Below are 25,873 nucleotides of genomic sequence, written 5' to 3' on the forward strand. Positions count from 1 at the left end.
CCAGTACGGATATCAGGCTTTTCTGGCAAGGCTCTCCGGCAGGTTGATGTAGTCGATCAACTCGCGAAGCCGGCCCTGATTACGCCCTGTGAATGCGAAGGCGAGGCGTGTCAGGCCACTGAATTGCGCTTCGTCGTGCTCTTCCCCCTGATAACTGTGCTGATGGAAGTCCTCGCTGCTGCAGATATCGGCAAAGGCTTTCTGGATGTGCGCCATTGCCTGCTCGCTGAGCGGGTGATGCATGCGAATCACGAACTTGTTCTTCAGCCAGCGACTGGAGTGGAAGTTGCTGTAGAACCGGTTGATTTCTTCGACTGCTCCATCGGTGCTGTAAACCAGCCGCATCAGTTTCATGTCGGCTGGCAGAATGTAGTGGTTGTCTTCCAGCTGATTCTTGATGAAGTCCAGCGCGCTCTGCCAGAAGTTTCCGCCTGGTGTGTCCAGCAAAACCACAGGCACCAGCGGGCTTTTTCCGGTCTGGATCAGTGTCAGCACTTCAAGTGCTTCGTCCAGAGTGCCGAAGCCGCCGGGGCATAGCACCAGCGCATCGGCTTCCTTGACGAAGAAAAGCTTGCGGGTAAAGAAGAAGTGGAACGGCAGGAGGTTTTCAGTGCCTTCCACCGTCGCGTTGGCATGCTGCTCGAAGGGCAGGGTGATATTGAAGCCCAGGCTGCTGTTACGTCCGGCACCTTCATGTGCGGCAGCCATGATGCCGCCACCGGCACCGGTGATGACCATCATGTCGGAACGCGCCAGCTTTTCCCCTAGGTCTCTGGCCTGTGCATACAGAGGATGTTCCACCGGCGTGCGTGCCGAGCCGAACACCGTCACCTTGCGGCGCCCCTTGAAACGTTCCAGCACCCGGAAGGCTCTGTCCAGTTCGCGCAGAGTTTGCAGCGTTATCTTGGCGTCCCAGCGATTACGGCCATCTTCGGCCATGCGCAGGACGGTGAGGATCATGTCCCGATAAAGGGGCAGGTTGGGACTGTCGGGAGCGACCTGATTGATGTGCTCTTCGATCTTGCTGGTGATATCCAGACCATTGCTCTGAAAGTGTTGCGATAGAACATCGTTAGGTACATACGGCATTCAAGATTTCTCCTCCTGCAGAATGATTTGATCCTGACAAGACTCGTCCCAGGATCGCAAAGCATCGTACGTTGCCGATGATTGAAGCTCTCTTCAGGTTATATGATGGCTCGATAATGTCCCGCTTTCCTCTAAAAGGCTATCGATTATCGGTTGGTGGCAAGGGGCTGGAAGGGGGCTTTGCGAAAGAGCGCGCCGCCTCCAGGGCTGCGCGCAATGAAGCGAGGGATGTTGCTTACTTGCCGGATTTCTTGACCGCGCAGTCCGAAGCCTGGAATGTCTGGCTGATGACCGGACGATTGGTCTTGTATTCGGTGAATTGATATTTCAGTACGGCACCTTTGGTCATCAACTGCCGATAACCGTTGTTGTGGCAAACGCTGTTGCCTAACTGGCTGCGGACGGCGTCCGGATTGGCACGCATCTGCTGCGCCTGGCCTGCACGCACGCTCAGGTGGTTGATCAACTCCTTGCCGTTGACGGTGTAACCCTGGTCCAGGATGTCTTCGTTGATTGCCCGTGGCGTGCCGACGCTGCTTTCCTTCGCGACTTTTTCCAGCATGGTGCTGAGTTCGAATTCCTGCTTTGACGCTGCCTGCACGGCCAGTGGGGCGACGAGCAAAAGCGTAAGGGTTGGGGCGATGAGGCGCAGCATCAAACTCTCCTGATTCAGTGGCTGGCGGTTTTGACCAGCGACTTCAACGTGTGTTCCGGATAACCTGCCCACGGCGCGGCTCCAATGGCGCGCCAGTATAGGGTAGGACTAACCGGCTCGAAAGCAGGTTGAACCGGCAGGGCTCTGGTAAACTGCGCGGACTTTTTACCCCTGTCGAGTTCTTGCTGTGTCGATGCCTTTCTTCAGCGGGCGTGTCTTTCCATGAGCCATGCTGTTTCCCGCCTGCGCGATCAGCGTCTGGCCCGTAGCACCAAGCCCTTCATTGCCCGTGGTTCCCGAGCACCACGCTGCCCGGATTGCCGGGTGATTTCCAGCTATTGTCTGTGTGGCTGGCGGCCTAAAGTCGCTGCAACCTCGGGCATGTGCCTGCTGATGTATGACACCGAACCGTTGAAACCGACCAACACTGGCTGGCTGATCGCTGATGTTATCAAGGATACCCACGCCTTTGGCTGGTCGCGGATCGAAGTCGACGAGCAACTGCTGGCCTTGCTGGATGACCCGCAGTGGCAGCCCTATATTGTCTTTCCGGGTGAGTTCGTCGCCAAAGAGCGGGTCGTGACCCGTGTGGCTCTTGAAGAGGGCAAGCGTCCGCTGTTCATTCTGCTGGATGCGACCTGGACCGAAGCGCGCAAGATGTTCCGCAAGAGCCCTTACCTTGAGCGGTTTCCGGTACTGAGCCTGGAGCCGGAGCAGATTTCGCGTTACCGGTTGCGTCGTTCCCGTCGCGATGACCACTTCTGTACGGCCGAGGTCGCCGCGCTCTGTCTGGAGCTGGCTGAAGATACCACTGCCAGCAGTGTGCTGGATGCTTATCTGGACGTATTCAGCGCCCATTATCTGGGTGCCAAGTTCCAGAGACCGATCGATCCGGACGATGCCGCTCACAGTTATCTGAAGGCTTTTCTTTGAGGAACCGAGTGCCGGTCGTGCAGATAGAGGCCGATTGCCATTTCGGATTGGGCTCAAGGCCGTATCAAGCTTGACCACCATTGCCGGGCTGGGCATGCTTGGCGCCGCCTGAGCGCTGAATTTGCTGATCTGGCGTGAATGTGCCCCGGGCGCTCACTATAAAAACAGGATCAAAAAATGACCTACGACATCCTGATCGCCGATGATCATCCGCTGTTTCGTAGCGCGTTGCATCAGGCGTTGAGCATCGGCCTGGGGCCTGATGTGCGGCTGGTCGAGGCAGAGAGCATTGCCCAGATCGAATCTCACCTGGCGCAGAAGACTGACTGGGATCTTGTCCTGCTGGATCTGAACATGCCAGGTGCCTATGGTTTTTCCGGGCTGGTCTTGCTGCGGGGTCAGTATCCACAGATTCCGGTAGTCATGATTTCGGCCCAGGAAGAGGCATCAATCGTGGTGCGCTCCCGTGAGTTCGGCGCCAGCGGCTTCATTCCCAAGTCCAGTCCTCTGGAAACCATTCAACAGGCGGTACGCACTGTCCTCGAAGGCGATGTCTGGTGGCCGCCGCAAGTCAATGAAGTGGTCAGTGTGTCGGATGAAGCCAAGGCGGCCAGTGCCGGCCTTGCCAGCCTGACGCCGCAGCAGTTCCGCGTATTGACCATGGTCTGTGAAGGCTTGTTGAACAAGCAGATCGCCTATGAGCTCAGCGTTTCCGAAGCAACCATCAAGGCTCATGTCACGGCGATTTTCCGCAAGCTCGGGGTTCGCACGCGCACTCAGGCGGCGTTGTTGCTGCAACAGCTGGAATCGGTTTCGGCCAATTGAGTTCACGCTTTTTTGACCTGCCTTGCCTTAGCTTTCCTCATCTTTTCGACACAGTAGTCTATCCATGCCTTCACCCTTCAAGGGCCAGACCGGTCTGAAACGTATTCTTAATGCTGCAGGTTATTCCTTTGACGGTCTGTCGGCCGCCTTCAAGGGCGAAGCGGCTTTCCGTCAACTGGTGCTGCTCAATGTCGTGCTGATTCCGTTGTCCTTCGTGGTCAATGTCAGCCGTGGCGAGCATGCCCTGTTGATTGCCGTATGCCTGCTGGCTCTGATCGTCGAACTGCTCAACTCGGCAGTCGAAGCGGCCATTGACCGCATTTCTCTGGATCTGCACCCGTTGTCCAAGAATGCCAAGGACATGGGCAGCGCCGCGCAGTTGGTCGCGCTTACCATGATCGCCGCGGTCTGGGGAGTGATCCTGCTCGGCTGATCTTCTCAGTACAGGCTGGGTATCACGATCTCGTCGCTGCGCTGGACCCCGGCGGTAAAGGCGCGGCACAACTCGAGAAACTCTCGCATGGCAGAGGTCTGGTACTTCTGCTTGTGCCAGATGAAGTAGAACTGCCGCGACAGATCCAGCTCCGGGGTATCCAGAGCCACCAGGCTTCCACGCCGAAATGCGTCGCGCAATGCCAGCCTTGAAATGCAACCGATCCCCAGCCCCGACTCCACCGCTCGTTTGATGGCTTCGGTGTGCTCCAGCTCCAGACGCACGTTCAGCCCGTTACGGTGATGACGCATGGCCTGATCAAAGGTCAGCCGTGTGCCCGAGCCCTGTTCACGCAGAATCCAGGCTTCACGTGTCAGTTCCGCCAGGCTGGCATGGCCGCGTTTGGCCAGTGGATGCTGGGGAGCGCAGAACACCACCAGCTCATCTTCGACCCAGGACTGCACTTCGATATCGGGGTGGCTGCAATCGCCCTCGATCAGACCCAGATCAATTTCGTAATGCGCCACCTGCTGCACGATATGCGCAGTGTTCTGGACATGCAGTTTGACCTGGCTTTCCGGGTGACGCTGCATGAAGCCGCCGATCAGCAGGGTTGCCAGGTAATTGCCGATGGTCAGTGTGGCGCCGACTGCCAGTGAGCCGAAGCCGGACTTTCCGTTGAGCAGATCTTCGATTTCCTTGGCCTGATCCAGCAGAGCCACCGCCTGGGGCAGTAGCTGGCGTCCGGTCGCGTTGAGGCTCAATCGCTTGCCGGCGCGATCGAACAACTGGCAGCTGGACTGGCGCTCCAGCTCGGTGATGGAGGTGCTGGCTGCCGATTGCGAGAGGGAAAGCATGACGGCTGCCCGGGACACGCTTTCCTGCTGGGCAACGGCGACAAAGACTTGAAGCTGACGAAGAGTAAATCGCATATCTATATAACCGATAACCCATATCTTGATAATTAATTTAACAGATATTGTGTCTGCCACTAGAATGTCGCGCAATAGCGTATATACCCTGCGCAGACGAATTTTTCAGGAGTTCCCACGTACATGAGCAACATGAACCACGAGCGTGTCCTCAGCGTCCATCACTGGAACGACACACTCTTCAGTTTCAAGTGCACCCGCGATCCGGGTCTGCGTTTCGAGAACGGTCAGTTCGTGATGATCGGTCTGCAGCAGCCTAACGGTCGTCCGCTCATGCGCGCCTATTCGATTGCCAGCCCGAACTGGGAAGAGCATCTGGAATTCTTCAGCATCAAGGTGCCTGATGGTCCGCTGACCTCGCAGTTGCAGCACCTCAAGGAAGGCGACGAGATCATCATCAGCAAGAAGCCTACGGGCACTCTGGTGCTGGACGACCTCAAGCCTGGCAAGCATCTGTACCTGCTGAGCACCGGTACTGGTCTGGCACCGTTCATGAGCGTCATCCAGGACCCTGAAACCTACGAGCGTTTCGAGAAGGTCATCCTGTGCCACGGCGTACGTTACGTGAACGAAGTCGCCTACCGCGAATTCATCACCGAGCACCTGCCGCAGAACGAGTTCTTCGGTGAAGCGCTGCGTGAAAAGCTGATCTACTACCCAACCGTTACCCGCGAGCCTTTCGAGAATGAAGGCCGCCTGACCGACTTGATGCGCAGCGGCAAGCTGTTCAGCGACATCGGTCTGCCACCGATCAACCCTCAGGACGACCGCGCCATGCTGTGCGGTAGCCCGAGCATGCTTGATGAAACCAGTGAAGTGCTGAACAGCTTCGGTCTGGCTGTGTCTCCGCGTATGCGTGAGCCGGGCGACTACCTGATCGAGCGTGCATTCGTCGAGAAATAAGTTGTTTTGACAAAAGCCGCCTCCCTCTTCGTGAGCGAGGCGGCTTTTTATTGGGCGGGATTTGTTGCTGGCACAACCTCAAGCACCCGGATCATCCCCGGCTGCGGATAGTGCCAGCGCACATCCATATCCCAGAACTGCGCGCCGTAGCGACGTTCCGGCGCAGGCACCTGATAGGCCGGACGCGGGTCCTGAGCCAGACACTGTTCGATCAGCTCGACCAGTGGCTCGCCCAGCCGCTGCCCGTGTTCACGGGCTTGCACCCGTGCGCTGTCCTCCCAGTGAACAGGGATCAGTTCCGGTGCCGCGCTTGCAATGCGGTTGCTTGCATGGGGCAGGGCATCGGCATAAGGCACATAGGGCTTGATATCCAGCACCGGCGTGCCGTCGAGCAGGTCGATACCTGAAATCCACAGCTTGCCAGCCTCAACCTTGTCCAACCTGACTACGGATTGCCCGATACTATTGGGCCGATGTGTTGCGCGGGTGGCGAATACGCCCATGGACTGGTTGCCACCCAGGCGCGGTGGACGCACCTTGAGTCGTGGCTTGTCTTCCAGAGCCTGATGGAACAGAAATAGCAGCCACACATGGCTGACCTGTTCCAGGCCTTGTACGGCGTCACCCTGATCAAAGGGCGCAATCAGCTCCAAGCAGCCACGGGCGGCGGGAGCCAGTTGTGGCTGGCGCGGAATCGCGAATTTCTCCTTGAAACAGGAACGCACGAAACCGACAGGAGAGACGTTGTAGGTCACGAATCAGCCGCGTACGCGCAAGGTCAGGCCCTTGAGGAAGTTGCGCAGCAACTGGTCGCCGCACTCGCGGTAGTTGTTGTGGCCAACCTTGCGGAAAAGGGCGCTGAGCTCCGGTTTGGACACCGGGAAGTTCACGGACTTGAGGATATCGTGCATGTCGTCTTCCTTGAGTTCAAAGGCGACACGCAGTTTCTTGAGCACGATGTTGTTGGTGATCGGCAGGTCGATAGGCTGTGGTGGGCGGCTGTCGTCCTTGCCACGCTTGAAGATCACCAGGCCATCGAGGAAGTGCGCCATGATTTCATCGCTGCAATCGAGGTAGCCTTCTTCCTCTTCCTTTTTGGTAAAGGCGATCACGTCGTTTTTGCTGATTTCGTAGCCGGTGAGTTTGGTGATCTCGACAATCTTGTTGTCGCTGATATCCAGCATATAGCGCACGCTGCGCAGTACATCGTTGTTCATCATGAGGCGTGAGTCCTGGTAAGTCGTTGTAACGGCGCACGAGCTGTCGTGCGCTGCAAAAAATGAAGGTTAGAATTTTTCCTTGGCCGTCATATAGCGCCACTGGCCTTCAGGCAGTTTGCCCATGGAGACGCCGCCGATGCGGATGCGCCGGACTGCGACGATCTTGAGGCCTACGGCCTCGCACAGTTGGGCAATAATGCCGGGCTGCGGGTTCTTCATGGCAAAGCGCAGGCGGTTCTCGTTCTGCCAGCTGGCTTTGACGGCAGGCAGTTCCTTGCCTTTGTAGCTCAGGCCGTGGTTCAGGCGATTGAGGCCATGGGCAACCATCTCGCCCGAGACTTCCACGACATATTCCTGCTCTATCTTGCTGCGGTCATCGGTGAGCTTGCGAAGGATTTTCCAGTCCTGGCTGAACACCATCAGGCCGCTGGCATTGGCTTGCAGGGTCGAAATCGCTTCAAGGCGCAGGAAGTGCCCCTTGAGCGGGCGCTTGCCGAAGCTGTGTTCCTGGGAAAGAGTGCCCGGGGTAATCATTTGCAGCGCGCTTTCGACACTGGCCGAGGCCGGTTTGTGCAGAATGATCGTGACGGCTTCCGGGGTTTCGGCCCTGGCGTCGGGGCTGAGTTCGACCTTCTGGTTCTCGACCTTGAACTGCGGTTCTTCGACCACCTCGCCATCCACGGTCACCCAGCCGCCCTCGATATACAGTTCAGCCTCGCGACGGGAGCAGCCGACCAGTTCGATAAGGCGTTTGGAAAGGCGAATGGGGTCTGTCATGAAAAAGAAGCCGTTACTGATGGGAAAGGCGCCATTGTACCTGCGCACGCCTGATAATCGGTGCGAATAATTAATGGATGCCTTGTCGCAGCCAGGGCTTTTCCCGCGTTTGGTGGATCAACTCAAGCAGGGTCGCGCTTCTAGCGCCGCATTCTCAGGATCGGATAAGGTTGCCCCAGCCCGTCCAGTTCGCTGCGGTGGATCACCTCGAAACCTTGCCTGCGATAAAACCCCAGGGCTTGCGGGTTTTGTTCGTTGACGTCCAGCTCGTTGATGTTGAAATACTCGATGGCATGGTCGAGCAGGTACTTGCCCAGGCCCTGACCGCGATGTTCGGGGTCGACGAACAGCATTTCCAGCTTGTACAGGCTGATGCCTGCAAAGCCTGTGATCTTCAAGTGTGCGTCGCGGGTGCAGAACAGGGTGACCGAACCCAGGTACTGCGTGAGCAGCAGCTCTTTGAGCATGGCGATGTAGCTATCGGGCAGGAAGTCGTGGGTCGCACGTACCGAGCGTTCCCAGAGGTTGGCCAGTTCCTGAAAGTCGTATTGCTCGGGTGTGTACAGGTCCATTTCGATGGGCTCTTGTGGTGGGCTGCATGAGTAGACAACCCGGACCGATAAAAAAGCCCCGCCGTTTTCAAGGGCGGGGCTGATTCGGCTTCAACTTCAGTCGATGATTTCGGCCCACAGATCGTATTCGTCGGCGTCGGTCACGCGGCACATGATCTTGTCACCGGGTTTGACCGGGCTGTCGTCTTCAAGACCGATGTAGACGTTACCGTCGATTTCCGGCGCATCGAAGAAGCAACGGCCTACTGCACCACGCTCGTCCACTTCATCGATCAGGACTTCGATGTCCTTGCCGATCTTCATCTGCAGGCGGGCAGCGCTGATTGCCTGTTGATGAGCCATGAAGCGATCCCAGCGATCCTGCTTCACGTCGTCCGGTACGATTTCAGCGTCCAGCAGATTGGCTGGCGCGCCTTCAACCGGCGAGTACTGGAAGCAGCCGACACGATCAAGTTGGGCTTCGGTCAGCCAGTCCAGCAGGTACTGGAAGTCTTCTTCGGTTTCGCCGGGGAAGCCGACGATGAAGGTGGAGCGGATGATCAGGTCCGGGCACTGTTCGCGCCAGTTCTTGATACGCGCCAGGGTCTTGTCTTCAAAGGCCGGGCGTTTCATGTTCTTGAGCACTTTCGGGCTGGCGTGCTGGAACGGGATATCCAGGTACGGCAGGATTTTCCCGGCGGCCATCAGCGGGATCAGCTCATCGACGTGCGGGTACGGATAAACGTAGTGCAAACGAACCCAGACGCCCAGCGAGCTGAGAGCCTGACACAGTTCGGTCATGCGGGTCTTGACCGGCTGACCATTCCAGAAACCGGTGCGGTACTTGATGTCGACGCCGTAGGCGCTGGTGTCCTGGGAAATCACCAGCAGCTCTTTGACGCCGGACTTGACCAGACGCTGGGCTTCATCGAGCACATCGCCCACCGGGCGGCTGACCAGCTTGCCGCGCATCGACGGGATGATGCAGAAGCTGCAGCTGTGGTTGCAGCCTTCGGAAATCTTCAGGTAGGCGTAGTGACGCGGTGTCAGCTTGATGCCTTGTGGCGGTACCAGATCGATCAGCGGGTTGTGATCCAGTTTTGGCGGCACGACTTCGTGCACCGCATTGACCACCTGCTCGTACTGCTGCGGCCCGGTAACCGACAGCACGCTTGGGTGAACGTTACGAATGACGTTTTCGTCAACACCCATGCAACCGGTCACGATCACCTTGCCGTTTTCGGCAAGGGCTTCGCCAATCACTTCCAGGGATTCCGCCTTGGCGGTATCGATGAAACCGCAGGTGTTGACGACAACGACGTCTGCATCCTGATAGGTCGGAACGACTTCGTAACCTTCCATGCGCAACTGGGTAAGGATGCGCTCGGAATCGACCAGGGCTTTCGGGCAACCCAGGGAAACGAAGCCTACCTTGGGGGCGGACGGCGTGGTGACGGTGGACATGGCAAACCTCGGCGTGAAGGGTGCCTGGCTCAATACGCGGGCACCGATTGGGCGCTTGGTGCGCCTCTGATCAAAAAGTGCGCAATTCTAGCGATGAGCGCGTGCGATGACCAGTGTTAAACAGAGAATTACGACGAGTGCTGTGCAGCATTGCCCACTGGAAATATCAGCTCAATGCAGCAAGCACGTGTTCCGGATCGTTGTGTATCGCACGCAGTAGCGCACGCGCCGGACCTTCAGGCTCGCGGCGACCCTGTTCCCAGTTGCGTAGAGGGCCTACCGCAACATCGATGCGTTTGGCAAAGCTGGCCTGAGAGAGCCCCGTTGCCTGACGGATCTTTTTGACTTGAAGTGCATCAATGTGGAATTCGCGCGATGGCTGACGCTCACCACGATCAATCTCATCCATTTGAGTCATGCTTTCCGCAAGACGATTGAAGAGATCCTTTTCCATCATTTCCACCCTTTGTTTATCGGTAAATCGGCGTTTCAATGAAAGTCATGCAATTCCATGGATACGTCATTGGCGTAGTCGGATTCTGGACCGTTGCTCCAATATGAGCACCTCATCAGGGGACAGCAAGCGTCCTGGCGATGGGAAAGGGGGCTGCTCGATATGCGTAGGTACAATGCAGTTTATGCGACTCCATCATTAGAGCTGACCTGTAGCGGTGGAGCTACTACTGCCTGTGCATGCGCAGCAGGCTTCGATAGGGAAAATATTGAGGTCCGACGGGCGTGGGGATCGTCAACTGTGATTCCCCAGCGTCTCTGGCCATTTTCTGCGCAGTGATATTGCATGGCGCTGATTCGTCGTGAGTATCGCTGAACAATCGCGTCATAGTTTGCATGCGTATGGACGTTTTTGAAGTGGCCTACGCAAACAGTGCGACCTGCTATCGGGTACAGGATGGTCGAGCAAATCAGATCTGCGATCTGCAAGCAGGCATGGTTGTCGCTGATGCCGAATACGGCGGCCTCTTCAATTGAAGGATAAGCGTCACCGCCTTTTCCCAGCTTGTGTTTCTGGGTGAAGATCGAGTGGGCCACGTAACGATTACGTGCGGGGTCGCGAAAGTCGGCAATGATCATCCCACGAGATTCTTGATCAATCAGGAAATGCTGGAATCGCTTCGCGATGTTCTGAGCAGTGATGGTGTAGATGGATCGGTCTTCGAGTGCTACCCCGTATTGTTTTACCCAGACTCGTGCCACCAGCTTGATGTTGTGAGTCTTGCAGATCTTCAGCACGCCATCGATAAACCTGAAATGGTGTTCGACGATTGAATGGGTTGGAGGGTGACGTCTGATATCGCTCCTGAGATCAGATCCTTTGATCTCCTTGAGTAGCACGTTCAGCGCGTGCTTCTCGTTCTTGAAAAGGTTGGGGTAGAACTGGCGTTTTAGTCCGATGAATTCATCGGTGATACGGCTGATGTGCTGGGCGTCCACAAACAGCCCTGCGACGACTAGCATCGGTTGCTTGTCGTCGACGTCACTGCGGATAGGTTGGGAATCACCAGACTCGTCGATGTAGCAGATGTGCATACCGAACCCCGGAAATAGAACAGCCACCTATAAGGTGGCTGTGGTCTGCTTTCGCAGTATGTTGCATCGGACTTAACCGACACTTAAATCAACCGTTCGACGGCTGTGCGCAAATATTGATCAGCACCATCTGATTTGTCAACCAACGGTTAACCGACAATGCCAGAGTGCGGTAAATCAGCATCCCTAAAACGCGATATACATCAAGGATATCGTTAGGGTAGTCCAGAGAAAAAAGCCTACCTCGGGAGCGCAGTGGACACGGCAAGCATCAGCGTGAAGGGTGCCAGGCTCAATACGCGGGCACTGATTGGGCGCGCGCTGTGTCTCTGCTCAAAAAAAGCGCAGCCCTCTCGATGAGCGCGTGCTGACCAGTGTTAAGCAGAGAATTACGACGAGTGCTGCGCTATGCTTCGCGGCGTTGCGCCAGCGCGTGTCAATAATTGGCGTGATCGGAATTGTTACGTGGTGTGAAGTTCATAGTGCTTTGGGCCTCAAGTCTTGTTTCAGGAGTATTGGATGAGTCAGGCAAGCAGTCATGCTGAGACTGGAAGCACTGCAAAACCCTTGGGTCTGCTGATCGCGGCCGTGGGCGTGGTGTATGGGGATATCGGTACGAGCCCGCTGTATACGCTCAAGGAGGTTTTTCAGGGGGGATACGGGGTCGAGGTCACCCATGACGCGATACTGGGCATCCTGTCGCTGATTTTCTGGTCGCTGATCTGGGTGGTGTCCTTCAAGTACATGGCCTTCATTCTGCGCGCCGATAACCAGGGCGAAGGCGGGATCATGGCTCTCACGGCTCTGGCGCGACGCGCGACGGCTCACTACCCCAGGCTGCAAATGCTGATGGTGGTGTTCGGTCTGTTCGGCGCGGCTCTGTTCTACGGCGACAGCATGATTACCCCGGCGGTGTCGGTGCTGTCGGCGATGGAAGGGCTGGAGCTGGCCTTCGACGGGCTTGAGCACTGGATCGTGCCTATGGCGCTGGTGGTGCTGGTTGGGCTGTTCCTGATCCAGAAGCACGGTACGGCACGCATCGGCGTGTTGTTCGGGCCGGTGATGGTGACCTGGTTTCTGGTGCTGGGTGCGCTCGGGATCTACGGCATCATGCATTCGCCTGAAGTGCTCAATGCCGTGAATCCGATGTGGGCGATCCGGTTCTTCATTCTGCATCCGGGCATTGGAGTCGCCATTCTCGGTGCCGTCGTGCTGGCACTGACCGGTGCCGAGGCGCTGTACGCCGACATGGGGCACTTCGGACGCAAACCTATCTCAAGGGCCTGGTTCATCCTGGTGCTGCCTGCGCTGCTGCTCAACTATTTCGGGCAGGGCGCGCTGGTGCTGGAAAATCCCGAGGCGGTGCGCAACCCGTTCTATCTGCTGGCGCCGGGCTGGGCACTGCTGCCGCTGATCGGGCTGTCGACACTGGCCACGGTCATCGCTTCCCAGGCGGTGATCTCCGGTGCGTTCTCCATGACCCTGCAGGCCATTCAGCTCGGTTATATCCCGCGCATGTATATCCAGCACACTTCCAGCGATGCACAGGGCCAGATCTACATCGGTGCCGTGAACTGGGCGTTGATGGTGGGTGTGGTGTTGCTGGTGATCGGTTTCGAGTCTTCCGGCGCGCTGGCTTCGGCCTATGGCGTTGCCGTGACCGGCACCATGCTCTGCACCACGATTCTGGTGTCTTCGGTGATGCTGCTGCTGTGGAAGTGGCCAGCGGTGCTGGCGGTTCCCTTGCTGCTGGGCCTGTTGCTGGTGGACGGCCTGTTCTTTGCTGCCAACGTGCCGAAAGTCGTGCAGGGCGGTGCCTTCCCTGTGCTGGCGGGTGCTGTGCTGTTCATCCTGATGACCACCTGGAAGCGTGGCAAGCAGTTGCTGGCCGATCGTATCGACGAGGGCGGCCTGCCGCTGCCGATCTTCATTGGCAGCATTCGTGTGCAGCCGCCGCACCGGGTTCAGGGCACTGCCGTGTTCCTGACGGCGCGCAGCGACGCGGTGCCCCATGCGCTGCTGCATAACATGCTGCACAACCAGGTGCTTCACGAGCAGGTGGTGTTGCTGACAGTCGTCTATGAAGACCGGCCGCGTGTTCCGGCCCATGAGCGTTTCGAAGTGGAGTCCTACGGCGAAGGTTTCTACCGGGTGATCCTGCACTTCGGCTTTATCGACGAGCCGGATGTACCGGCTGCGCTGGCGCTGTGTCATCTGGACGATCTGGATTTCAGCCCGATGCGCACCACTTACTTCCTGAGCCGCGAAACCGTTATTCCGTCCAAGATGGTGGGTATGGCGCGCTGGCGTGAAGCGCTGTTCGCTTTCATGCTCAAGAACGCCAACGGCAACCTGCGCTTCTTCAAGCTGCCGTACAACCGGGTGATCGAACTGGGTACCCAGGTCGAGATGTAGCGTTTCTCCTGGCGTACAAAAAATCCCGGTCACCTCGCGGTGCCGGGATTTTTCATGTCTGCCGATCAGGATTTATTGAGCGGCAGGCTTGCCTTGCCATTTGTTGATCGCATTGATCAGACGCTTGGCCAATGCCGGGTAGTTCTCATCGAAGTGGTGGCCGCCCGGTAGCTCGATCACTTCACCGACTGCGGTGGTATCGGTGCAGCCGCTGGTTTTCTTCTCTTCCAGGCCATAGACGCACAGCACTTTGGAAGCTGGCAGCTTGGCCATTTCCTGGCCTGTAGTCGCTTCCTTGCCTGCATTGCCAAGCCAGCCGTCTACGTGAATCTCGAAGCTGCCGGAGCGTGCGAAGGCCAGCAGAATGATCCCGTCGATACGGTTCTGGTCTTCCGGTGCGAGGCGGTTATAGACCGCAGGCATGACATCCGCACCGAAGGAGTAGCCGGCCAGGATGAAGCGTTTGGTGCCCCATTTCTGACGGTAGTGATTCATCAGGTCGGTGAGGTCGATAGCAGTCTGTTCAGGCGTCTTGTGCTCCCAGTAATAGCGCAGCACATCGATGCCGACCACCGGATAACCCATCTTCGCCATATCGCCAGCCACGACCTTGTCCAGATCACGCCAGCCGCCATCACCGGACATGAACAGGGTTACGGTGTCGGCGCTCTGGTTGGCTGCCACAGGCACTTCAACCGTCGGGATGCCCAGGCCGCCTGCGTCATTTTCACCCAGCAGCAGGTGACGAAGTTCGGTATTGAGCACTTGCGGCAGAGAGATGTCGTAGTCGCTGATGCTGGTTTCGGCGTTCGTCTGATCGCGTACGAAAGCAGCGCTCGGATCGTCCGGTGCGTCGTTCCAGGCGGCCAGCCAGTGGCCATGTGGTGCCTTTTGCGGCAGCGGTACGTCGCAGATCTGCGGCGGGGTTTCATCCTCTTCCACCACCGGAGGAGGGTTGGAAACATGCTCAAGGGCAAAACCGACCGAGATGGCCTGGGCCTTGTCATCCTTCTGCTCGGCCAGCCAGCGCCATGCCAGCGTAGCGCCCGGGCCAATGCCGCCGACAACCAGCGGCGCACCGTCGAGTTTTTGCAGGGCGTTCTGGAGCGTCTTCTGTTGCAGGACGCAGTCATCCTTGGGCAAGACCACTTGAATGATGCGCGCCGAGGCATCCTTGCTGATGGCCAGCAGTTGCTTGTCAGTCAGCATTTCTTCAGCGGTCACGGCCAGGGCAATCCGGGTCTTGACCTTGGTTGCCGGTGTGACGCTGGTCAGTGGCGTGCCATCGTCAAGGCTCAGGCGTTCAAGGCTGGCCGGTGGAGCAGGGCGGGTCCATAGCCAGAAGCCGAGTGCTGCCAGCAGAACAACACCCAGAGCAGCAAGCAAATAGCGCGAAAAGCGTCGAATCATCAGCGTTTCACCAATCCAGTCAGGCCGCCCGCAATCAGGGCGGCGGTGTCAGCCAGTGCCACAAGCGGATCGAGTCCGGCAGGCACGGCCATATAGCGAGGTTCCCAGTCCGGTTGGAACTTGTCCTTGAAGCGGCGCAGGCCCTGGAAGTTGTAGAGCTGTTCGCCACGGCGGAACACCATCGAACCCAAGCGCTGGGTCAAGGGTGCGCCGCGTCTTGGCTGCAGGCCTGACAACGGCACCATGCCCAGGCTGAAGCGTGCATAGCCCTGCTGTTTGTAATGCAGGATCAGGCCGACCATCATGAACTCCATGGTCAGCTTGGGGGCGTCCGGGTGCGAGCGCATCAGGTCCAGGCTGGCGAGTTCGAGGCTGGAGGTTTCCAGCAGGTTGGCAAACGCCACCGGCTTGCCTTCGAAGTGGATAATCGCGATGCGGAAGTACTTCAGGTACTCAGGGCTGAAACGACCCAGGGAGAAGCCTTTTTCGCGCACATTCTTGCCCGTCAGCCACGCATCGGAAATGGCTTTCAGCTCATCCAGCGGCGCCTGGCCGGCTTCGTAGATCTCCAGCGACAGACCGTCGCGGCCACCCCGGTTCCAGGTGTAGCGCAGGTCTTTCATTTCCTTGCCCTTGGCGTCGATGTCGAAGCGCCGCAGGTCTACCCGTGCTTCCTCGCCCAGCTTGATCGCTGTCAGCCCGATGTCCATGTAGTACGGCAGGTTTTCTGCACGGACCTGATAGAACACGGGGCGGGCATGGTGAACGTCGCACAGGTCACGGAATTGCCAGATCAGTTCGGCACGCTGCTGAGTCGGGCCGATCGGGTCATACAGGGCCACGAGGCTGCGTCCGCGATGGGAATACATCAGGAAGGCGTTTTCGTTGGGGTGGAACAGAATCGCTTTGTCACCGGTCAGCACCAGGCCGCCATCGGGCTGGCTGGAGGCCTTGAGGATTTCGGCAGCCTTGTCCAGTTCGGCGGCGTTCGGCAGCTTGATGACCGGGCGTGCCGTGCGCAGCAGCCAGGTCAGGGATACCACCACCAGCAACACCGCGCTGCCCAGAGCGGAGCGCAGGCCCCGGGGTGCATCGGCGTCGAGGGTGAACTGCCACCAGAGCTGATGGCTGTAAGGCACGTCCTGATAGGCAAACAGCAGCAGCCATATCGAGGCGCCAACCACACAGGCACTGGCGATCAGATAAAGCGGCGAGAAGGGCAGCTCAAGCAGGCGGCTCGGACGGTAGAACGAGCGGCGGAAAGTAGCCAGCAGAGCGGCCGTCAGCAGCAACAGGCTGGCTTCTTCCCAGTCGAAGCCCTTGAGCATCGACAGGACGGCGCCCACCAGCAGCAGAATGACCGTCAGCATCCACGCCGCCGACAGGCGACGTCGCAAGCCTTGGGCCAGCAACAGACACAGCACGCCTACCAGACTGGCGCCAAAGTGCGAGGCGTTGATCAGGCGATGGGGAATCATGAAGCCGACGTTTTCCAGGCGGGTGTCGATTTCCGGTGTGGCGCCGGAGAACAGCAGCACAACACCTGACAGGAACACCAGCAGCGCCAGGATCGGCGCAGCGAGCCCGGAGGCTACGCGCATGGCCTGACGGGTAGGCAGCAAGCGCTGGGCTTCGGTAAAGAGTAGCGTCAGGCAGGCCAGCAGCAGTGGCAATACTACATAGATCAGGCGATACAGCAGCAAGGCGGCAGCCAGTGGCGCGGCGCCCAGTTCGTTGGCGAAGGCTGCCAGCAGAATTGCCTCGAAAACCCCTACGCCGCCTGGTACATGGCTCAGTACACCTGCGGCCAGGGCCAGCAGGTAAATGAGGATGAAAGCGCCCAGCGGCGGTGCTGACGGCAGCAGCAGGTAAAGCACCATGGCTGCGGCGACCACGTCCAGGGCGGTGATGACCAGTTGAATCAGCGTCAGGCGCAGGTCGGGAAGACGCAAGGTGCGTCGGCCGGCCCTGACCAGAATATTGTGGGGAATGGTCTGCTCCGGCAGACGACGGCGATAGACCGCAACCGCCAGCAGAACACTGGCGACCAGGACGGCGGTAGCGATAACGGCCAGTACGTCCACAGGCAGTTTCAGTGCCAGTGACGCGCCGGACAGGTTGCTCAGGGTTGCTACTGCTGCCAGTGGTGGCAAGGCGCAGCCCAGCGACAGGCTGGCGAACAGGGTCATGCGGGCGATTTCCATCGCCCCGATGCCATGACGTGAATACAGTCGGTAACGCACCGATCCGCCTGAGAGCATGGAAAGGCCCACGGCATTGCCAATCGCAAAAGAGGTAAAGCCCCCAAGCAGCAAGGTGCGGGTTGGCAGGTTGACGTTGGCGTAACGGCTGGCGGACAGCTCATAGCCCATCAAGATGACGAAGCCGATTATCGCAGCCAGCAGAGCGCCGCCCAGGGAGGGCAGAGGCACGGCGAACAGCGAGTCGCGCAGCGCAAAGAAGTCCATCTCGATCAGCATGTGTCTACAGGCGATCAAGGCCATGCCGAAAAGCAGCAGCATGACGGCCAACCCGATGGGTTGCCGGTACTTGCTGAGCAGTTCCAGCCAGCGGAAGCGGACAGGTTTTATCGAACTATTTGCAGCAACTGCTTCGTTGGTATCTGACGGGTTGTCGCGCATCAATCACTCCTTGGATCGTGCGCGACAGGATGGAGGTATGCAGCCAAGTTACCAATCCCTACGCAAAAAATATTTCGAGATGTTATCGCGTCAACGTCTCATGGGCGAACTGCTAATGGCTTGAGCGGGTACCGTTCAGCTTTGATTCAGCTTAGGCGTATGTAACAAAAATGACTACGTTGTGTCATGCCGTATTGAAGAGTGACTGGGGCGCCGGGCATAACGATCGTGTGCCGATCTTTCCTACTACGTCTCGTAATGATTCTATCGGCAGTCCATCGAAAAACTGTCGGACACAGAAATATTACGTTACGTACGTGATGATAGGGTTTCAGGCGGGAGAGGAAATAGTCTTTTTTTGTCAGACAGTTAGCATGGCTGGTCCCATGCTTTTTCAGCAGGCACAAAAAAGGCCAATCTTTCGATTAGCCTTCTTTGATGTTGGTTGCGGGAGCCGGATTTGAACCGACGACCTTCGGGTTATGAGCCCGACGAGCTACCAGGCTGCTCCATCCCGCGTCTGTGTGGCGGCATTCTACAGCCGAATCCAGAAGTGTCAACCTTTAATGCAGAAAGTATGAAAATTAATACTGTTTGCTGCTGGTTGACGGATGTTGGCATCAGAATGCAAAAGGCCCGCTTTGTGGGCGGGCCTTCTACTTTACTGCATTTGGTTGCGGGAGCCGGATTTGAACCGACGACCTTCGGGTTATGAGCCCGACGAGCTACCAGGCTGCTCCATCCCGCGTCTGATAGGGCGGCATTCTACAGGGGAAGCTGATCCTGTCAATCATTAGTTTCAAAAAATGCTTTTTTCTTCAAATGGTTAGCGCTGTAAGGCCAGTGCTACAGGGGATATGGCGATTTGTCTGACAATCCGAAAGGACAGTGGTGTAGCGAGCGCACGCTTTTCTGATGCATTCATTTGGCGTCATGAGTGTCACTTCCTGATACCAGTGCGATACTGCACGACCATTGATTGCAAATCGCCGTTCATGACTCAGCGCAAAATCATCCACATCGATTGTGACTGCTTCTATGCAGCCATCGAAATGCGAGACGACCCGAGCCTGGCCACCAAGCCGCTGGCTGTTGGTGGGTCGCCGGACAAGAGAGGGGTGATTGCGACCTGCAACTATGAAGCGCGAGCCTATGGGGTGCGTTCGGCGATGTCCTCGCGTCACGCCTTGAAGCTGTGCCCGGAGCTGACCATCGTCAAGCCGCGCATGGATGCCTATAAGGAAGCGTCCCGGGAAATTCAGGGCATCTTTCGCGATTACACCGACCTGATCGAGCCGCTGTCGCTGGACGAGGCGTTTCTGGATGTCTCCGACGCCAGTCACTTTTCCGGCAGTGCGACCCGTATCGCCCAGGATATCCGGCGTCGGGTTTCGAATCAGTTGCACATCACGGTCTCGGCTGGCGTTGCGCCCAACAAGTTTCTGGCCAAGATTGCCAGTGACTGGAAGAAGCCCAACGGCTTGTTCGTGATTACTCCGGATCAGGTCGAGGATTTTGTCGAATCCCTGCCGGTCAGCAAGCTGCATGGTGTCGGCAAGGTGACGGCTGACAAGCTGGGGCGGCTGGGCATCATTACCTGCATGGACTTGCGCCGCTGGAGCAAGCTGGCGCTGGTGCGCGAGTTCGGCAGTTTTGGTGAACGGCTCTGGAGTCTGGCGTTCGGGATCGATGAGCGTCCCGTGCAGACGGATAGCAGGCGTCAGTCTGTGAGCGTCGAAAATACCTACGACACGGATTTACCCGATCTGGCCAGTTGCCTGGAAAAACTGCCGGCATTGCTGGAAACCCTGGCTGTGCGCATGGAGCGAATGGCCGGGCAATATCGCCCTGGCAAGCCATTCGTGAAAGTGAAATTCCATGATTTTACCCAGACCACGCTGGAGCAGTCGGGGGCAGGGCGTGATCTGGCCAGTTACGAGCAATTGCTGACCCAGGCTTTTGCCCGTGGCGCCAAGCCGGTGCGATTACTGGGTATCGGCGTGCGCCTGCATGATTTGCGTGGCGCTCATGAGCAACTGGAACTGTTTGCCTGATAAGGTTTTCTGCGGATCTGGTGTAGGAGCGAATTTATTCGCGAGGGGCCGTGATTTCCAAACACATCACTGCAGTCTCGCGAATGAATTCGCTCCTACTCTGTTTTGATGAGGAGCCTGCTCGTCATTCGCTATCAGGCTCTGTAGCCGGAGCCACAAGGCGGCCAGCATCCTTGGCCAGAGACTTGAGAAATTCACTTTGCAGTTGGGGATCGTTGCGTGTCAGCTCGATCAGGCTCTGCTCCAGCTCGCTGGCTTCTTCTTCAAGACCCAGTTCCGAGAGACGCTTGACGCGATGCACCCACTGTTTGACTTCATCGTCTTCCAGGTCGTCGTAGATCAGCTCGTGAGCTTCCAGCAGCTTGCCCCTCAGTGACTGGCTGATCGGCAGGCTGGCATTGGCGTGAGCATTGTCCTGATCGTCCTCGATATTGAGGTACAGGCGCGTGACACGGCTCAGATCCTGTTCGGCAAACGGGCTGTCGAGCAGGTTAAGGCGCAGAACCCCGTTACGATCCGTGTTCAGCTCGTGGGTTTCGTTGCCTGCCTTGACCATGACCGGACGCTCGTTCCAGGGCAGGGTGGAATTCTCGATTCTCTTGTCCTTCTGGACTTCATCGATACTGGCCAGGTTCTGTTGCGCACGGCCATGGGACGGTGCGTTCATGAACGGATTGAGGCCGGCCACGCCGTAATTGATCCAGTCCTTGGTCACGCTGTCCGGCAGGCTGCCGAGAGTGAAGACGTTGACCACGTTGGCGCCGATACCGGCGACTACTGCGACTGCGCCCAGCGGAATCTCGTAGATTTCCCGCCAGGGTTGATAGGGGGTGTAACGGTCGTAATGACGGGTTACTTCAAAGTCGGTGACCTCGAAGGATTTATGCTCGTGAATCCGCACCCGGCGCTGTGGCAGCTCAAGGGTCTTGGGCTCGCCGATATCGATCTGCAGGGTGTGTTCCAGCAGTTTGCGTTCTATGCGTTCTTCGTGCTCGCTGCGCTGTGACAGCTGATTGGCACAACCGCTGACGAGGAAGGTGCCGCATAAAACGGCGCTGCCGAGGCTTAGGGTGCTTCGTCTGAACATGGGATCTCTTGATGCGGATTGGGGCGTGTGATAAGTGGCGCGTCCGCAGGACGGACGCGCCTTTGACTCAGCGTTTCACGCGACCCTGGATGAACGACAGCACGTCGGCGACCGCAATGGCTTGTGGTTGCGACTCGGTTCGGCTCTTGTATTCCAGATTGCCTTCGGCCAGACCACGATCACTGACCACGATGCGATGGGGAATACCGATCAGCTCCATGTCGGCGAACTTGATGCCCGGGCTGGTTTTCTTGTCGCGGTCATCGAGCAGAACCTCAAAGCCTGCGGCCTTCAGCTCGGCATACAGCTTGTCGGTTGCTTCGCGAACAGCGTCCGTTTCATAGCGCAGTGGAACCAGAGCGATATGGAAAGGTGCCAGGGTATCGTTCCAGATGATCCCGTTTTCATCGCTGTTCTGCTCGATGGCAGCCGCCACGACGCGGGAGACGCCAATACCGTAGCAACCCATGGACAGGTTGACGGGTTTGCCGTTTTCGCCCAGTACCTGGCACTTCATTGCTTCGCTGTACTTGGTGCCCAGCTGGAAGATGTGGCCGACTTCGATGCCGCGCTTGATTTCAAGCGTGCCTTTGCCGTCCGGGCTCGGGTCGCCAGCTACGACGTTGCGCAGGTCGGCAACGGTCGGTACAGGCAGGTCGCGTTCCCAGTTGACGCCGAAGTAGTGCTTGTCGTCGATGTTGGCGCCGACCGCGAAGTCGCTCATCAGCTCGACCGAACGGTCGATGATGCACGGCAGTGGCAGGTTCAGCGGGCCCAGGGAGCCTGCGCCTGCACCGATGGCGTCACGCAGTTCGGCTTCGGAAGCCATCACCAGCGGATTGGCGACCTGCTCCAGCTTGGTGGCCTTGATTTCGTTGAGTTCGTGGTCGCCACGAATGATCAGCGCGATCAGCTTGCCTTCTTCGGCAGCGTGGACAACCAGCGTCTTGACGGTCTTTTCGATAGGCAGGTTGAAGCCTTCGACCAGTTGCGCGATGGTCTTGGTGTCAGGTGTATCCACCAGACGCAGCTCTTCGGTTGCAGCACCGCGAGCCTTCTCGCGAGGTACGGCTTCGGCCTTCTCGATGTTGGCGGCGTAGTCGGAGCCATCGCTGAACACGATGTCGTCTTCACCGGAGTCTGCCAGCACGTGGAACTCGTGGGAGCCTGCACCGCCGATGGAGCCGTTGTCGGCTTCTACAGGACGGAACTTCAGGCCCAGACGGGTGAACACGTTGCTGTAGGCCAAATGCATGCGGTCGTAGGTTTCCTGCAACGAAGCATGATCGGCGTGGAAGGAGTAGGCGTCCTTCATGACGAACTCGCGGCCACGCATCAGGCCGAAGCGTGGGCGGATCTCGTCACGGAATTTGGTCTGGATCTGGTACATGTTGATCGGCAACTGCTTGTAGCTGTTGAGCTCGTTGCGGGCCAGATCGGTAATGACTTCCTCGTGGGTCGGGCCCAGGCAGAAGTCACGGTTGTGGCGATCGACCAGGCGCATCAGCTCGGGGCCGTACTGCTCCCAGCGGCCGGATTCCTGCCACAGTTCTGCGGGCTGGATACCCGGCATCAATATTTCGAGCGCACCGGCAGCGTCCATTTCTTCACGAACGATGGCTTCTACCTTGCGCAATACACGCAGGCCCATGGGCAGCCAGGTGTAAAGGCCGGAAGCCAGCTTGCGGATCATGCCAGCGCGCAGCAGCAGCTGATGGCTGACCACGACTGCATCGGAAGGGGTTTCTTTCTGTGTGGCGAGCAAAAATTGACTGGTGCGCATGGTTGGCCGTTGTCTGTTGCTGGGACTGGAAATGACCCGGCATTGTACGGTGGTGTGCCGGTCGCGTACAGGGCGCGGCTGGCGCTGAGTCTCAGGGTGGTGCTTTTCGGGCGCATGAAAAAGCCCGGCATTTGGCCTGCCGGGCTTTTTGAGTAGCAGATACCTGAGTTGCGGTTACAGAACCGAAATCGGGTAGTCGACGATCAGGCGGAACTCGTTGACGTCGCCGTCTGCCTGAGCATCGTTGCCGCGGTGCCATGCTTGACGGATACGGAAGGACAAGTCCTTGGCCGGGCCGGCTTGTACGACATACTTGGCTTCAAGGTTGGTTTCGTGGTGTTTGCCGTTGGCACCATAAATCGGTGTGCCATCGTCTTTGCGGTAGCGCGAGTTTGCTGCCAGACCGGTTCCATCAATATTGTCACCATTGAGGTAGCGAGTCATGAAGCTCAGGCCTGGAACGCCATAAGGTGCCATGTTCAGGTCGTAACGAACCTGCCAGGATCTTTCACCCGGGCCGTTGAAGTCAGAGTACTGAACGGAGTTGTTCAGGAAGATCGAGTCGCCGCCACGGTTGTTGTCGCCGATACCGATATAGTCGAACGGAGTATCGCTGTTAACCTTCTGGAATGCGACAGTCACGGTGTGTGCTGCCAGGAACGAGTAGGCTGCGGAAGCGGAGTAGGTCGTGTTGCTGATCGAACCTGCGTCTGCGCTACCTTCGTCGACGGTGCGATAGATATTGGCATCGAATGCCAGGGACTGGTCGCCGCTCAGAGGCAGTGCGTAGTTCACGTTACCGTAGTACTGGTTCCAGATGTCCTCGAGTTTTGCAGCGTAGAACGCTACGCCCAGATTATCGGTAATGGCATATTTGCCACCTACGAAGTCTGCGCTATTGGATGCTACACCGGCGTAGTTCGCATAAATTCTGCCGCTACGGTTGGTGTCATTCTGGCTGGTGCCGGAGTAGTAGTGTCCAGCTTCCAGGTCCAGACCGTTGAATTCGCTGCTTTGCAGGCTCAGGCCGCTTGCAGTCTGAGGCAGGAGACGGCTACCGCCAACGGCGAATACCGGGCTGGTAGGTTGCATGTCACCGATCTTCAGCTCGGTCTTGGAGATGCGGAATTTGACTGCACCACCGGCTTTGCCCAAGGTTTCTTCGTTTCTGTCCTGCCTGTCGGTAACCAGGTTGCTGGAACCAGAGTATTTATCCGGACCCCAGAGTTTCAGGCCAAAATAGCCGAACGCATCGACACCCACACCGATGGTGCCTTGGGTATAACCAGAGCTGTAGTTAGCCCAGATCCCTTGAGTCCAGTCTTTGTCTTCACGGGCTGAGGAGTTCTTGTAGGTGCGGTCGTAATAGTAGTTGCGCAACTTCAGGTTAAGAGTGCTGCCCTCGACAAAGCCCTTGGCTTCAGACTGGTCACTGACGAACGGTGCTGCTGTTGCCATCTGGGCGCTGGCTGCAGTAATTGCCAGTGCGATTGCGCTCCACTTCATCACTCTCATCGTGATTGCTCCTTTGGTTTTAAGAAGATTCAGGCCGTCCCACCTGTTTTTTTATCTGGGCGGCTCTTTCTTTTTTTGTCGGCGGAAATCTATATCACGCTGACCGTCGTTACGATAGTTGCAAACCTGTCTTTCCGAAATCTTTACGGCGGTGTCGCTGAAAGTTTCGCGCAGGTCGTAAACGCATCACTTCCTTATCATGTATCCAGCTTTGCTAGCTTCGGGCTCTTGTATCCGGATCGAAATGATTCGGTTACAGATCGCCTTTCAGGGTAGGTTCTCAAAGCTGTGAACTGCCATTCCCTTGATCCTGATGTCCCCGTTTTCCGACAGGGTCATCGTGATCGTGTGAGTGTTAAAGCAACAAGCGTGCACAAAGTTCAAAAAAATTTAAAAAAAATGTGAAATTTTAGGTTTTACGTGGCTTTCGTCCCGTAACTGAATGTTTTTTATCGTTTTATTTCTATGTCTGAACGTGGGCTTTGCAGGCTTGCCGAGGGTGGATCGGCAGGGCGGGAAGCCGGGAAACGTTACTGGCGGCACCGCTATTTGGGTAAAACGCAGATCCGCGCTCTTTCTGGTATACCAAAGTGTTTCGTTTTGGTGCGTCGGGTTACACGGCTGCCATAACTTGGATCTCGGCTTTCATCGGCATATAGGGTTGGCGCGACGTTGTTTCATTTTTATGTCCATGTGCCGGTTTTGGCCGATTTTTCGTGCTTGAGGGCGCGGGTACAGTCTGGCCAATAAATGGCACCATGGGATCAAATTGGTGCAATTGTCGTGTGCCGGCGCGCAGGTTGGTGCGCAGGCTTTTCGATGGGCGGTTCGCCGGCTTTTGATGAAATGCATTCTGCAGGGTGAAGCGCCGCCCGATCCTGCGTATCCTGCGGACCAGACATTCAACCTGGGAGTTTTATCGTGTTCGTTCTGGATTCACGTCTCAAGCAGGACACTTTGCCTGTCGGCGATTTCCCGTTGTGTCGGCTGCTGCTGTCCAATGATTCCCGTTACCCATGGTTCATCCTGGTGCCACGTCGCCCGGATATCAGTGAAGTTTTTGAGCTTGAGGCGCAGGATCAGTTGCAGTTGTGGCAGGAAACCACCGTTCTGTCTCAAATCCTGAAGGATGCGTTCGACGCTGATAAACTCAATGTCGCGGCGCTGGGTAATGTTGTCAGTCAGCTTCACATGCACGTCATCGTTCGCAAGCGTGACGATGCTGCCTGGCCGGCGCCTGTATGGGGCAAACATCCGGCTCTTCCTTATACGGACGAGCAGTTCGCAGCGGTTCTCGAACGCTTGAGGCCGGTGTTGACGCAAGACTTTCGATTTGAGGGTGAATGACCATGAATCTTGAAGAGCGAGTCATGGAGCTGGAAAGCCGCCTGACCTTTCAGGAAGATACGCTTCAGGCGTTGAATGATGTGCTGGTGGTGCAGCGGCGTGAGCTGGATCGTCTGCAATTGCAAATGACTGCGATGCTCAAGCGTCAGGAAGAAATGGGCAGTCAGTTCGATACGTTCGTCGAGGACGCTCCGCCGCCTCATTACTGAAGGTTGCTGCATAAAAAAAACAACACCTCCTCCCCCCGAGGAGGGCGGAGTTTTTTGTTGGGTGGGAGACAAAAGAGGCGC

General features: G+C 57.4%; 23 protein-coding genes and 2 tRNA genes. 8 read left to right on the forward strand and 17 right to left on the reverse strand.

Translation table 11 applies throughout. The features are described from left to right. Nucleotides 1-12 precede the first annotated feature (12 nt). Both K5D32_RS12395 and K5D32_RS12400 read right to left on the reverse strand, forming a co-directional pair. Nucleotides 13-1,089, reverse strand: coding sequence for an LOG family protein (locus K5D32_RS12395; protein WP_221593752.1), 1,077 nt, complete (start codon nucleotides 1,087-1,089; stop codon nucleotides 13-15). Between the two features lie 235 nt (nucleotides 1,090-1,324). Beyond that, nucleotides 1,325-1,744 (reverse strand): quorum-sensing-regulated virulence factor family protein, encoded by a 420-nt coding sequence (locus K5D32_RS12400; protein ID WP_200993487.1) that lies wholly within the window; start codon nucleotides 1,742-1,744, stop codon nucleotides 1,325-1,327. A gap of 222 nt (nucleotides 1,745-1,966) precedes the next feature. Between K5D32_RS12400 and K5D32_RS12405 the strand changes: the two genes are divergently transcribed. The 3 genes from K5D32_RS12405 (at nucleotide 1,967) to K5D32_RS12415 (ending at nucleotide 3,935) form a co-directional block, all read left to right on the forward strand. Next, complete coding sequence (locus tag K5D32_RS12405; protein WP_221576777.1) at nucleotides 1,967-2,677, forward strand: tRNA-uridine aminocarboxypropyltransferase; 711 nt, start codon at nucleotides 1,967-1,969, stop codon at nucleotides 2,675-2,677. Nucleotides 2,678-2,854: 177 nt separating this feature from the next. Next, entirely contained in the window at nucleotides 2,855-3,502 is a 648-nt protein-coding gene (gene erdR, locus K5D32_RS12410; protein WP_025258981.1) for a response regulator transcription factor ErdR, read from the forward strand. A 64-nt stretch (nucleotides 3,503-3,566) separates the two neighbouring features. Next, a complete protein-coding gene (locus K5D32_RS12415) occupies nucleotides 3,567-3,935 on the forward strand; it encodes a diacylglycerol kinase (protein ID WP_221596247.1) in 369 nt (122 codons plus the stop codon). Nucleotides 3,936-3,940: 5 nt separating this feature from the next. Here K5D32_RS12415 and K5D32_RS12420 read toward each other — a convergent pair whose 3' ends face one another. After that, nucleotides 3,941-4,867, reverse strand: coding sequence for a LysR family transcriptional regulator (locus tag K5D32_RS12420; protein ID WP_025258983.1), 927 nt, complete (start codon nucleotides 4,865-4,867; stop codon nucleotides 3,941-3,943). Between the two features lie 123 nt (nucleotides 4,868-4,990). Between K5D32_RS12420 and fpr the strand changes: the two genes are divergently transcribed. After that, nucleotides 4,991-5,770, forward strand: coding sequence for a ferredoxin-NADP reductase (gene fpr / locus K5D32_RS12425; protein WP_221600486.1), 780 nt, complete (start codon nucleotides 4,991-4,993; stop codon nucleotides 5,768-5,770). Between the two features lie 47 nt (nucleotides 5,771-5,817). On the opposite strand, the gene tsaA is transcribed toward fpr, so the two are convergent. The 7 genes from tsaA to K5D32_RS12460 form a co-directional block, all read right to left on the reverse strand. Then, the gene (tsaA, locus tag K5D32_RS12430) at nucleotides 5,818-6,525 is read right to left on the reverse strand and encodes a tRNA (N6-threonylcarbamoyladenosine(37)-N6)-methyltransferase TrmO (RefSeq protein ID WP_221600488.1); all 708 of its coding nucleotides are present in this window, start codon (nucleotides 6,523-6,525) and stop codon (nucleotides 5,818-5,820) included. Between the two features lie 3 nt (nucleotides 6,526-6,528). Continuing rightward, entirely contained in the window at nucleotides 6,529-6,990 is a 462-nt protein-coding gene (locus tag K5D32_RS12435) for a DUF1456 family protein (RefSeq protein ID WP_221576780.1), read from the reverse strand. A 66-nt stretch (nucleotides 6,991-7,056) separates the two neighbouring features. Then, entirely contained in the window at nucleotides 7,057-7,767 is a 711-nt protein-coding gene (locus K5D32_RS12440) for an rRNA pseudouridine synthase (protein WP_025258986.1), read from the reverse strand. Nucleotides 7,768-7,907: 140 nt separating this feature from the next. Further along, the gene (locus K5D32_RS12445; protein ID WP_221576781.1) at nucleotides 7,908-8,339 is read right to left on the reverse strand and encodes a GNAT family N-acetyltransferase; all 432 of its coding nucleotides are present in this window, start codon (nucleotides 8,337-8,339) and stop codon (nucleotides 7,908-7,910) included. A 96-nt stretch (nucleotides 8,340-8,435) separates the two neighbouring features. Beyond that, complete coding sequence (gene rimO, locus K5D32_RS12450) at nucleotides 8,436-9,782, reverse strand: 30S ribosomal protein S12 methylthiotransferase RimO (protein ID WP_221593750.1); 1,347 nt, start codon at nucleotides 9,780-9,782, stop codon at nucleotides 8,436-8,438. 166 nt (nucleotides 9,783-9,948) lie between these two features. Beyond that, nucleotides 9,949-10,236, reverse strand: a complete 288-nt coding sequence (locus tag K5D32_RS12455; protein ID WP_221593797.1) for a DNA-binding transcriptional regulator — start codon at nucleotides 10,234-10,236, stop codon at nucleotides 9,949-9,951. Nucleotides 10,237-10,418: 182 nt separating this feature from the next. After that, nucleotides 10,419-11,330, reverse strand: a complete 912-nt coding sequence (locus K5D32_RS12460) for a DUF3800 domain-containing protein (RefSeq protein ID WP_221596253.1) — start codon at nucleotides 11,328-11,330, stop codon at nucleotides 10,419-10,421. Nucleotides 11,331-11,849: 519 nt separating this feature from the next. On the opposite strand from K5D32_RS12460, the gene K5D32_RS12465 reads away from it, so the two are divergent. After that, complete coding sequence (locus K5D32_RS12465) at nucleotides 11,850-13,745, forward strand: potassium transporter Kup (RefSeq protein WP_221576783.1); 1,896 nt, start codon at nucleotides 11,850-11,852, stop codon at nucleotides 13,743-13,745. 72 nt (nucleotides 13,746-13,817) lie between these two features. On the opposite strand, the gene K5D32_RS12470 is transcribed toward K5D32_RS12465, so the two are convergent. The 4 genes from K5D32_RS12470 to K5D32_RS12485 form a co-directional block, all read right to left on the reverse strand. After that, complete coding sequence (locus K5D32_RS12470) at nucleotides 13,818-15,155, reverse strand: virulence factor family protein (protein ID WP_221600490.1); 1,338 nt, start codon at nucleotides 15,153-15,155, stop codon at nucleotides 13,818-13,820. Next, entirely contained in the window at nucleotides 15,155-17,797 is a 2,643-nt protein-coding gene (gene mprF, locus K5D32_RS12475; RefSeq protein WP_025258990.1) for a bifunctional lysylphosphatidylglycerol flippase/synthetase MprF, read from the reverse strand. The genes K5D32_RS12470 and mprF overlap by 1 nt, the downstream gene beginning before the upstream one ends. Nucleotides 17,798-18,239: 442 nt before the next feature. Further along, nucleotides 18,240-18,316: transfer RNA gene (locus K5D32_RS12480), tRNA-Met, on the reverse strand. A gap of 152 nt (nucleotides 18,317-18,468) precedes the next feature. Continuing rightward, nucleotides 18,469-18,545 (reverse strand) — tRNA-Met (locus tag K5D32_RS12485). A gap of 247 nt (nucleotides 18,546-18,792) precedes the next feature. Here K5D32_RS12485 and dinB point away from each other — a divergent pair. Then, nucleotides 18,793-19,851: a DNA polymerase IV gene (gene dinB / locus K5D32_RS12490; RefSeq protein ID WP_221576785.1), complete on the forward strand. Its 1,059-nt coding sequence runs from the start codon at nucleotides 18,793-18,795 to the stop codon at nucleotides 19,849-19,851. Between the two features lie 124 nt (nucleotides 19,852-19,975). Here dinB and K5D32_RS12495 read toward each other — a convergent pair whose 3' ends face one another. From K5D32_RS12495 to K5D32_RS12505, 3 genes are all read right to left on the reverse strand, one after another. Further along, nucleotides 19,976-20,938 (reverse strand): hypothetical protein, encoded by a 963-nt coding sequence (locus K5D32_RS12495; protein ID WP_221600492.1) that lies wholly within the window; start codon nucleotides 20,936-20,938, stop codon nucleotides 19,976-19,978. A gap of 67 nt (nucleotides 20,939-21,005) precedes the next feature. After that, nucleotides 21,006-22,721 carry a proline--tRNA ligase gene (locus K5D32_RS12500; protein ID WP_221600495.1) on the reverse strand — a complete coding sequence of 572 codons (1,716 nt, stop codon included), beginning with the start codon at nucleotides 22,719-22,721 and terminating at the stop codon, nucleotides 21,006-21,008. 174 nt (nucleotides 22,722-22,895) lie between these two features. After that, entirely contained in the window at nucleotides 22,896-24,236 is a 1,341-nt protein-coding gene (locus tag K5D32_RS12505) for an OprD family porin (RefSeq protein ID WP_221600497.1), read from the reverse strand. 921 nt (nucleotides 24,237-25,157) lie between these two features. Here K5D32_RS12505 and K5D32_RS12510 point away from each other — a divergent pair. Both K5D32_RS12510 and K5D32_RS12515 read left to right on the forward strand, forming a co-directional pair. After that, nucleotides 25,158-25,583, forward strand: a complete 426-nt coding sequence (locus K5D32_RS12510) for an HIT domain-containing protein (RefSeq protein ID WP_025258995.1) — start codon at nucleotides 25,158-25,160, stop codon at nucleotides 25,581-25,583. Nucleotides 25,584-25,585: 2 nt separating this feature from the next. Further along, nucleotides 25,586-25,792, forward strand: a complete 207-nt coding sequence (locus K5D32_RS12515) for a SlyX family protein (RefSeq protein ID WP_025258996.1) — start codon at nucleotides 25,586-25,588, stop codon at nucleotides 25,790-25,792. Nucleotides 25,793-25,873 lie beyond the last annotated feature (81 nt).

It is taken from the genome of Pseudomonas cichorii, from assembly GCF_019719005.1.
GTDB classification, from domain to species: domain Bacteria; phylum Pseudomonadota; class Gammaproteobacteria; order Pseudomonadales; family Pseudomonadaceae; genus Aquipseudomonas; species Aquipseudomonas cichorii_E.

Excerpts from the sequence above, each read along its gene's own strand:
- K5D32_RS12400 (WP_200993487.1), bottom strand. The coding sequence starts at position 1,744 with ATGCTGCGCCTCATCGCCCCAACCCTTACGCTTTTGCTCGTCGCCCCA.
- K5D32_RS12500 (WP_221600495.1), bottom strand. The coding sequence starts at position 22,721 with ATGCGCACCAGTCAATTTTTGCTCGCCACACAGAAAGAAACCCCTTCC.
- K5D32_RS12465 (WP_221576783.1), top strand. The coding sequence starts at position 11,850 with ATGAGTCAGGCAAGCAGTCATGCTGAGACTGGAAGCACTGCAAAACCC.
- K5D32_RS12460 (WP_221596253.1), bottom strand. The coding sequence starts at position 11,330 with ATGCACATCTGCTACATCGACGAGTCTGGTGATTCCCAACCTATCCGC.
- K5D32_RS12445 (WP_221576781.1), bottom strand. The coding sequence starts at position 8,339 with ATGGACCTGTACACACCCGAGCAATACGACTTTCAGGAACTGGCCAAC.
- K5D32_RS12495 (WP_221600492.1), bottom strand. The coding sequence starts at position 20,938 with ATGTTCAGACGAAGCACCCTAAGCCTCGGCAGCGCCGTTTTATGCGGC.
- K5D32_RS12415 (WP_221596247.1), top strand. The coding sequence starts at position 3,567 with ATGCCTTCACCCTTCAAGGGCCAGACCGGTCTGAAACGTATTCTTAAT.
- K5D32_RS12470 (WP_221600490.1), bottom strand. The coding sequence starts at position 15,155 with ATGATTCGACGCTTTTCGCGCTATTTGCTTGCTGCTCTGGGTGTTGTT.
- fpr (WP_221600486.1), top strand. The coding sequence starts at position 4,991 with ATGAGCAACATGAACCACGAGCGTGTCCTCAGCGTCCATCACTGGAAC.
- K5D32_RS12515 (WP_025258996.1), top strand. The coding sequence starts at position 25,586 with ATGAATCTTGAAGAGCGAGTCATGGAGCTGGAAAGCCGCCTGACCTTT.
- K5D32_RS12440 (WP_025258986.1), bottom strand. The coding sequence starts at position 7,767 with ATGACAGACCCCATTCGCCTTTCCAAACGCCTTATCGAACTGGTCGGC.
- dinB (WP_221576785.1), top strand. The coding sequence starts at position 18,793 with ATGACTCAGCGCAAAATCATCCACATCGATTGTGACTGCTTCTATGCA.
- mprF (WP_025258990.1), bottom strand. The coding sequence starts at position 17,797 with ATGCGCGACAACCCGTCAGATACCAACGAAGCAGTTGCTGCAAATAGT.
- K5D32_RS12405 (WP_221576777.1), top strand. The coding sequence starts at position 1,967 with ATGAGCCATGCTGTTTCCCGCCTGCGCGATCAGCGTCTGGCCCGTAGC.
- rimO (WP_221593750.1), bottom strand. The coding sequence starts at position 9,782 with ATGTCCACCGTCACCACGCCGTCCGCCCCCAAGGTAGGCTTCGTTTCC.
- K5D32_RS12420 (WP_025258983.1), bottom strand. The coding sequence starts at position 4,867 with ATGCGATTTACTCTTCGTCAGCTTCAAGTCTTTGTCGCCGTTGCCCAG.
- K5D32_RS12435 (WP_221576780.1), bottom strand. The coding sequence starts at position 6,990 with ATGATGAACAACGATGTACTGCGCAGCGTGCGCTATATGCTGGATATC.
- erdR (WP_025258981.1), top strand. The coding sequence starts at position 2,855 with ATGACCTACGACATCCTGATCGCCGATGATCATCCGCTGTTTCGTAGC.
- K5D32_RS12455 (WP_221593797.1), bottom strand. The coding sequence starts at position 10,236 with ATGGAAAAGGATCTCTTCAATCGTCTTGCGGAAAGCATGACTCAAATG.
- K5D32_RS12395 (WP_221593752.1), bottom strand. The coding sequence starts at position 1,089 with ATGCCGTATGTACCTAACGATGTTCTATCGCAACACTTTCAGAGCAAT.
- K5D32_RS12505 (WP_221600497.1), bottom strand. The coding sequence starts at position 24,236 with ATGAGAGTGATGAAGTGGAGCGCAATCGCACTGGCAATTACTGCAGCC.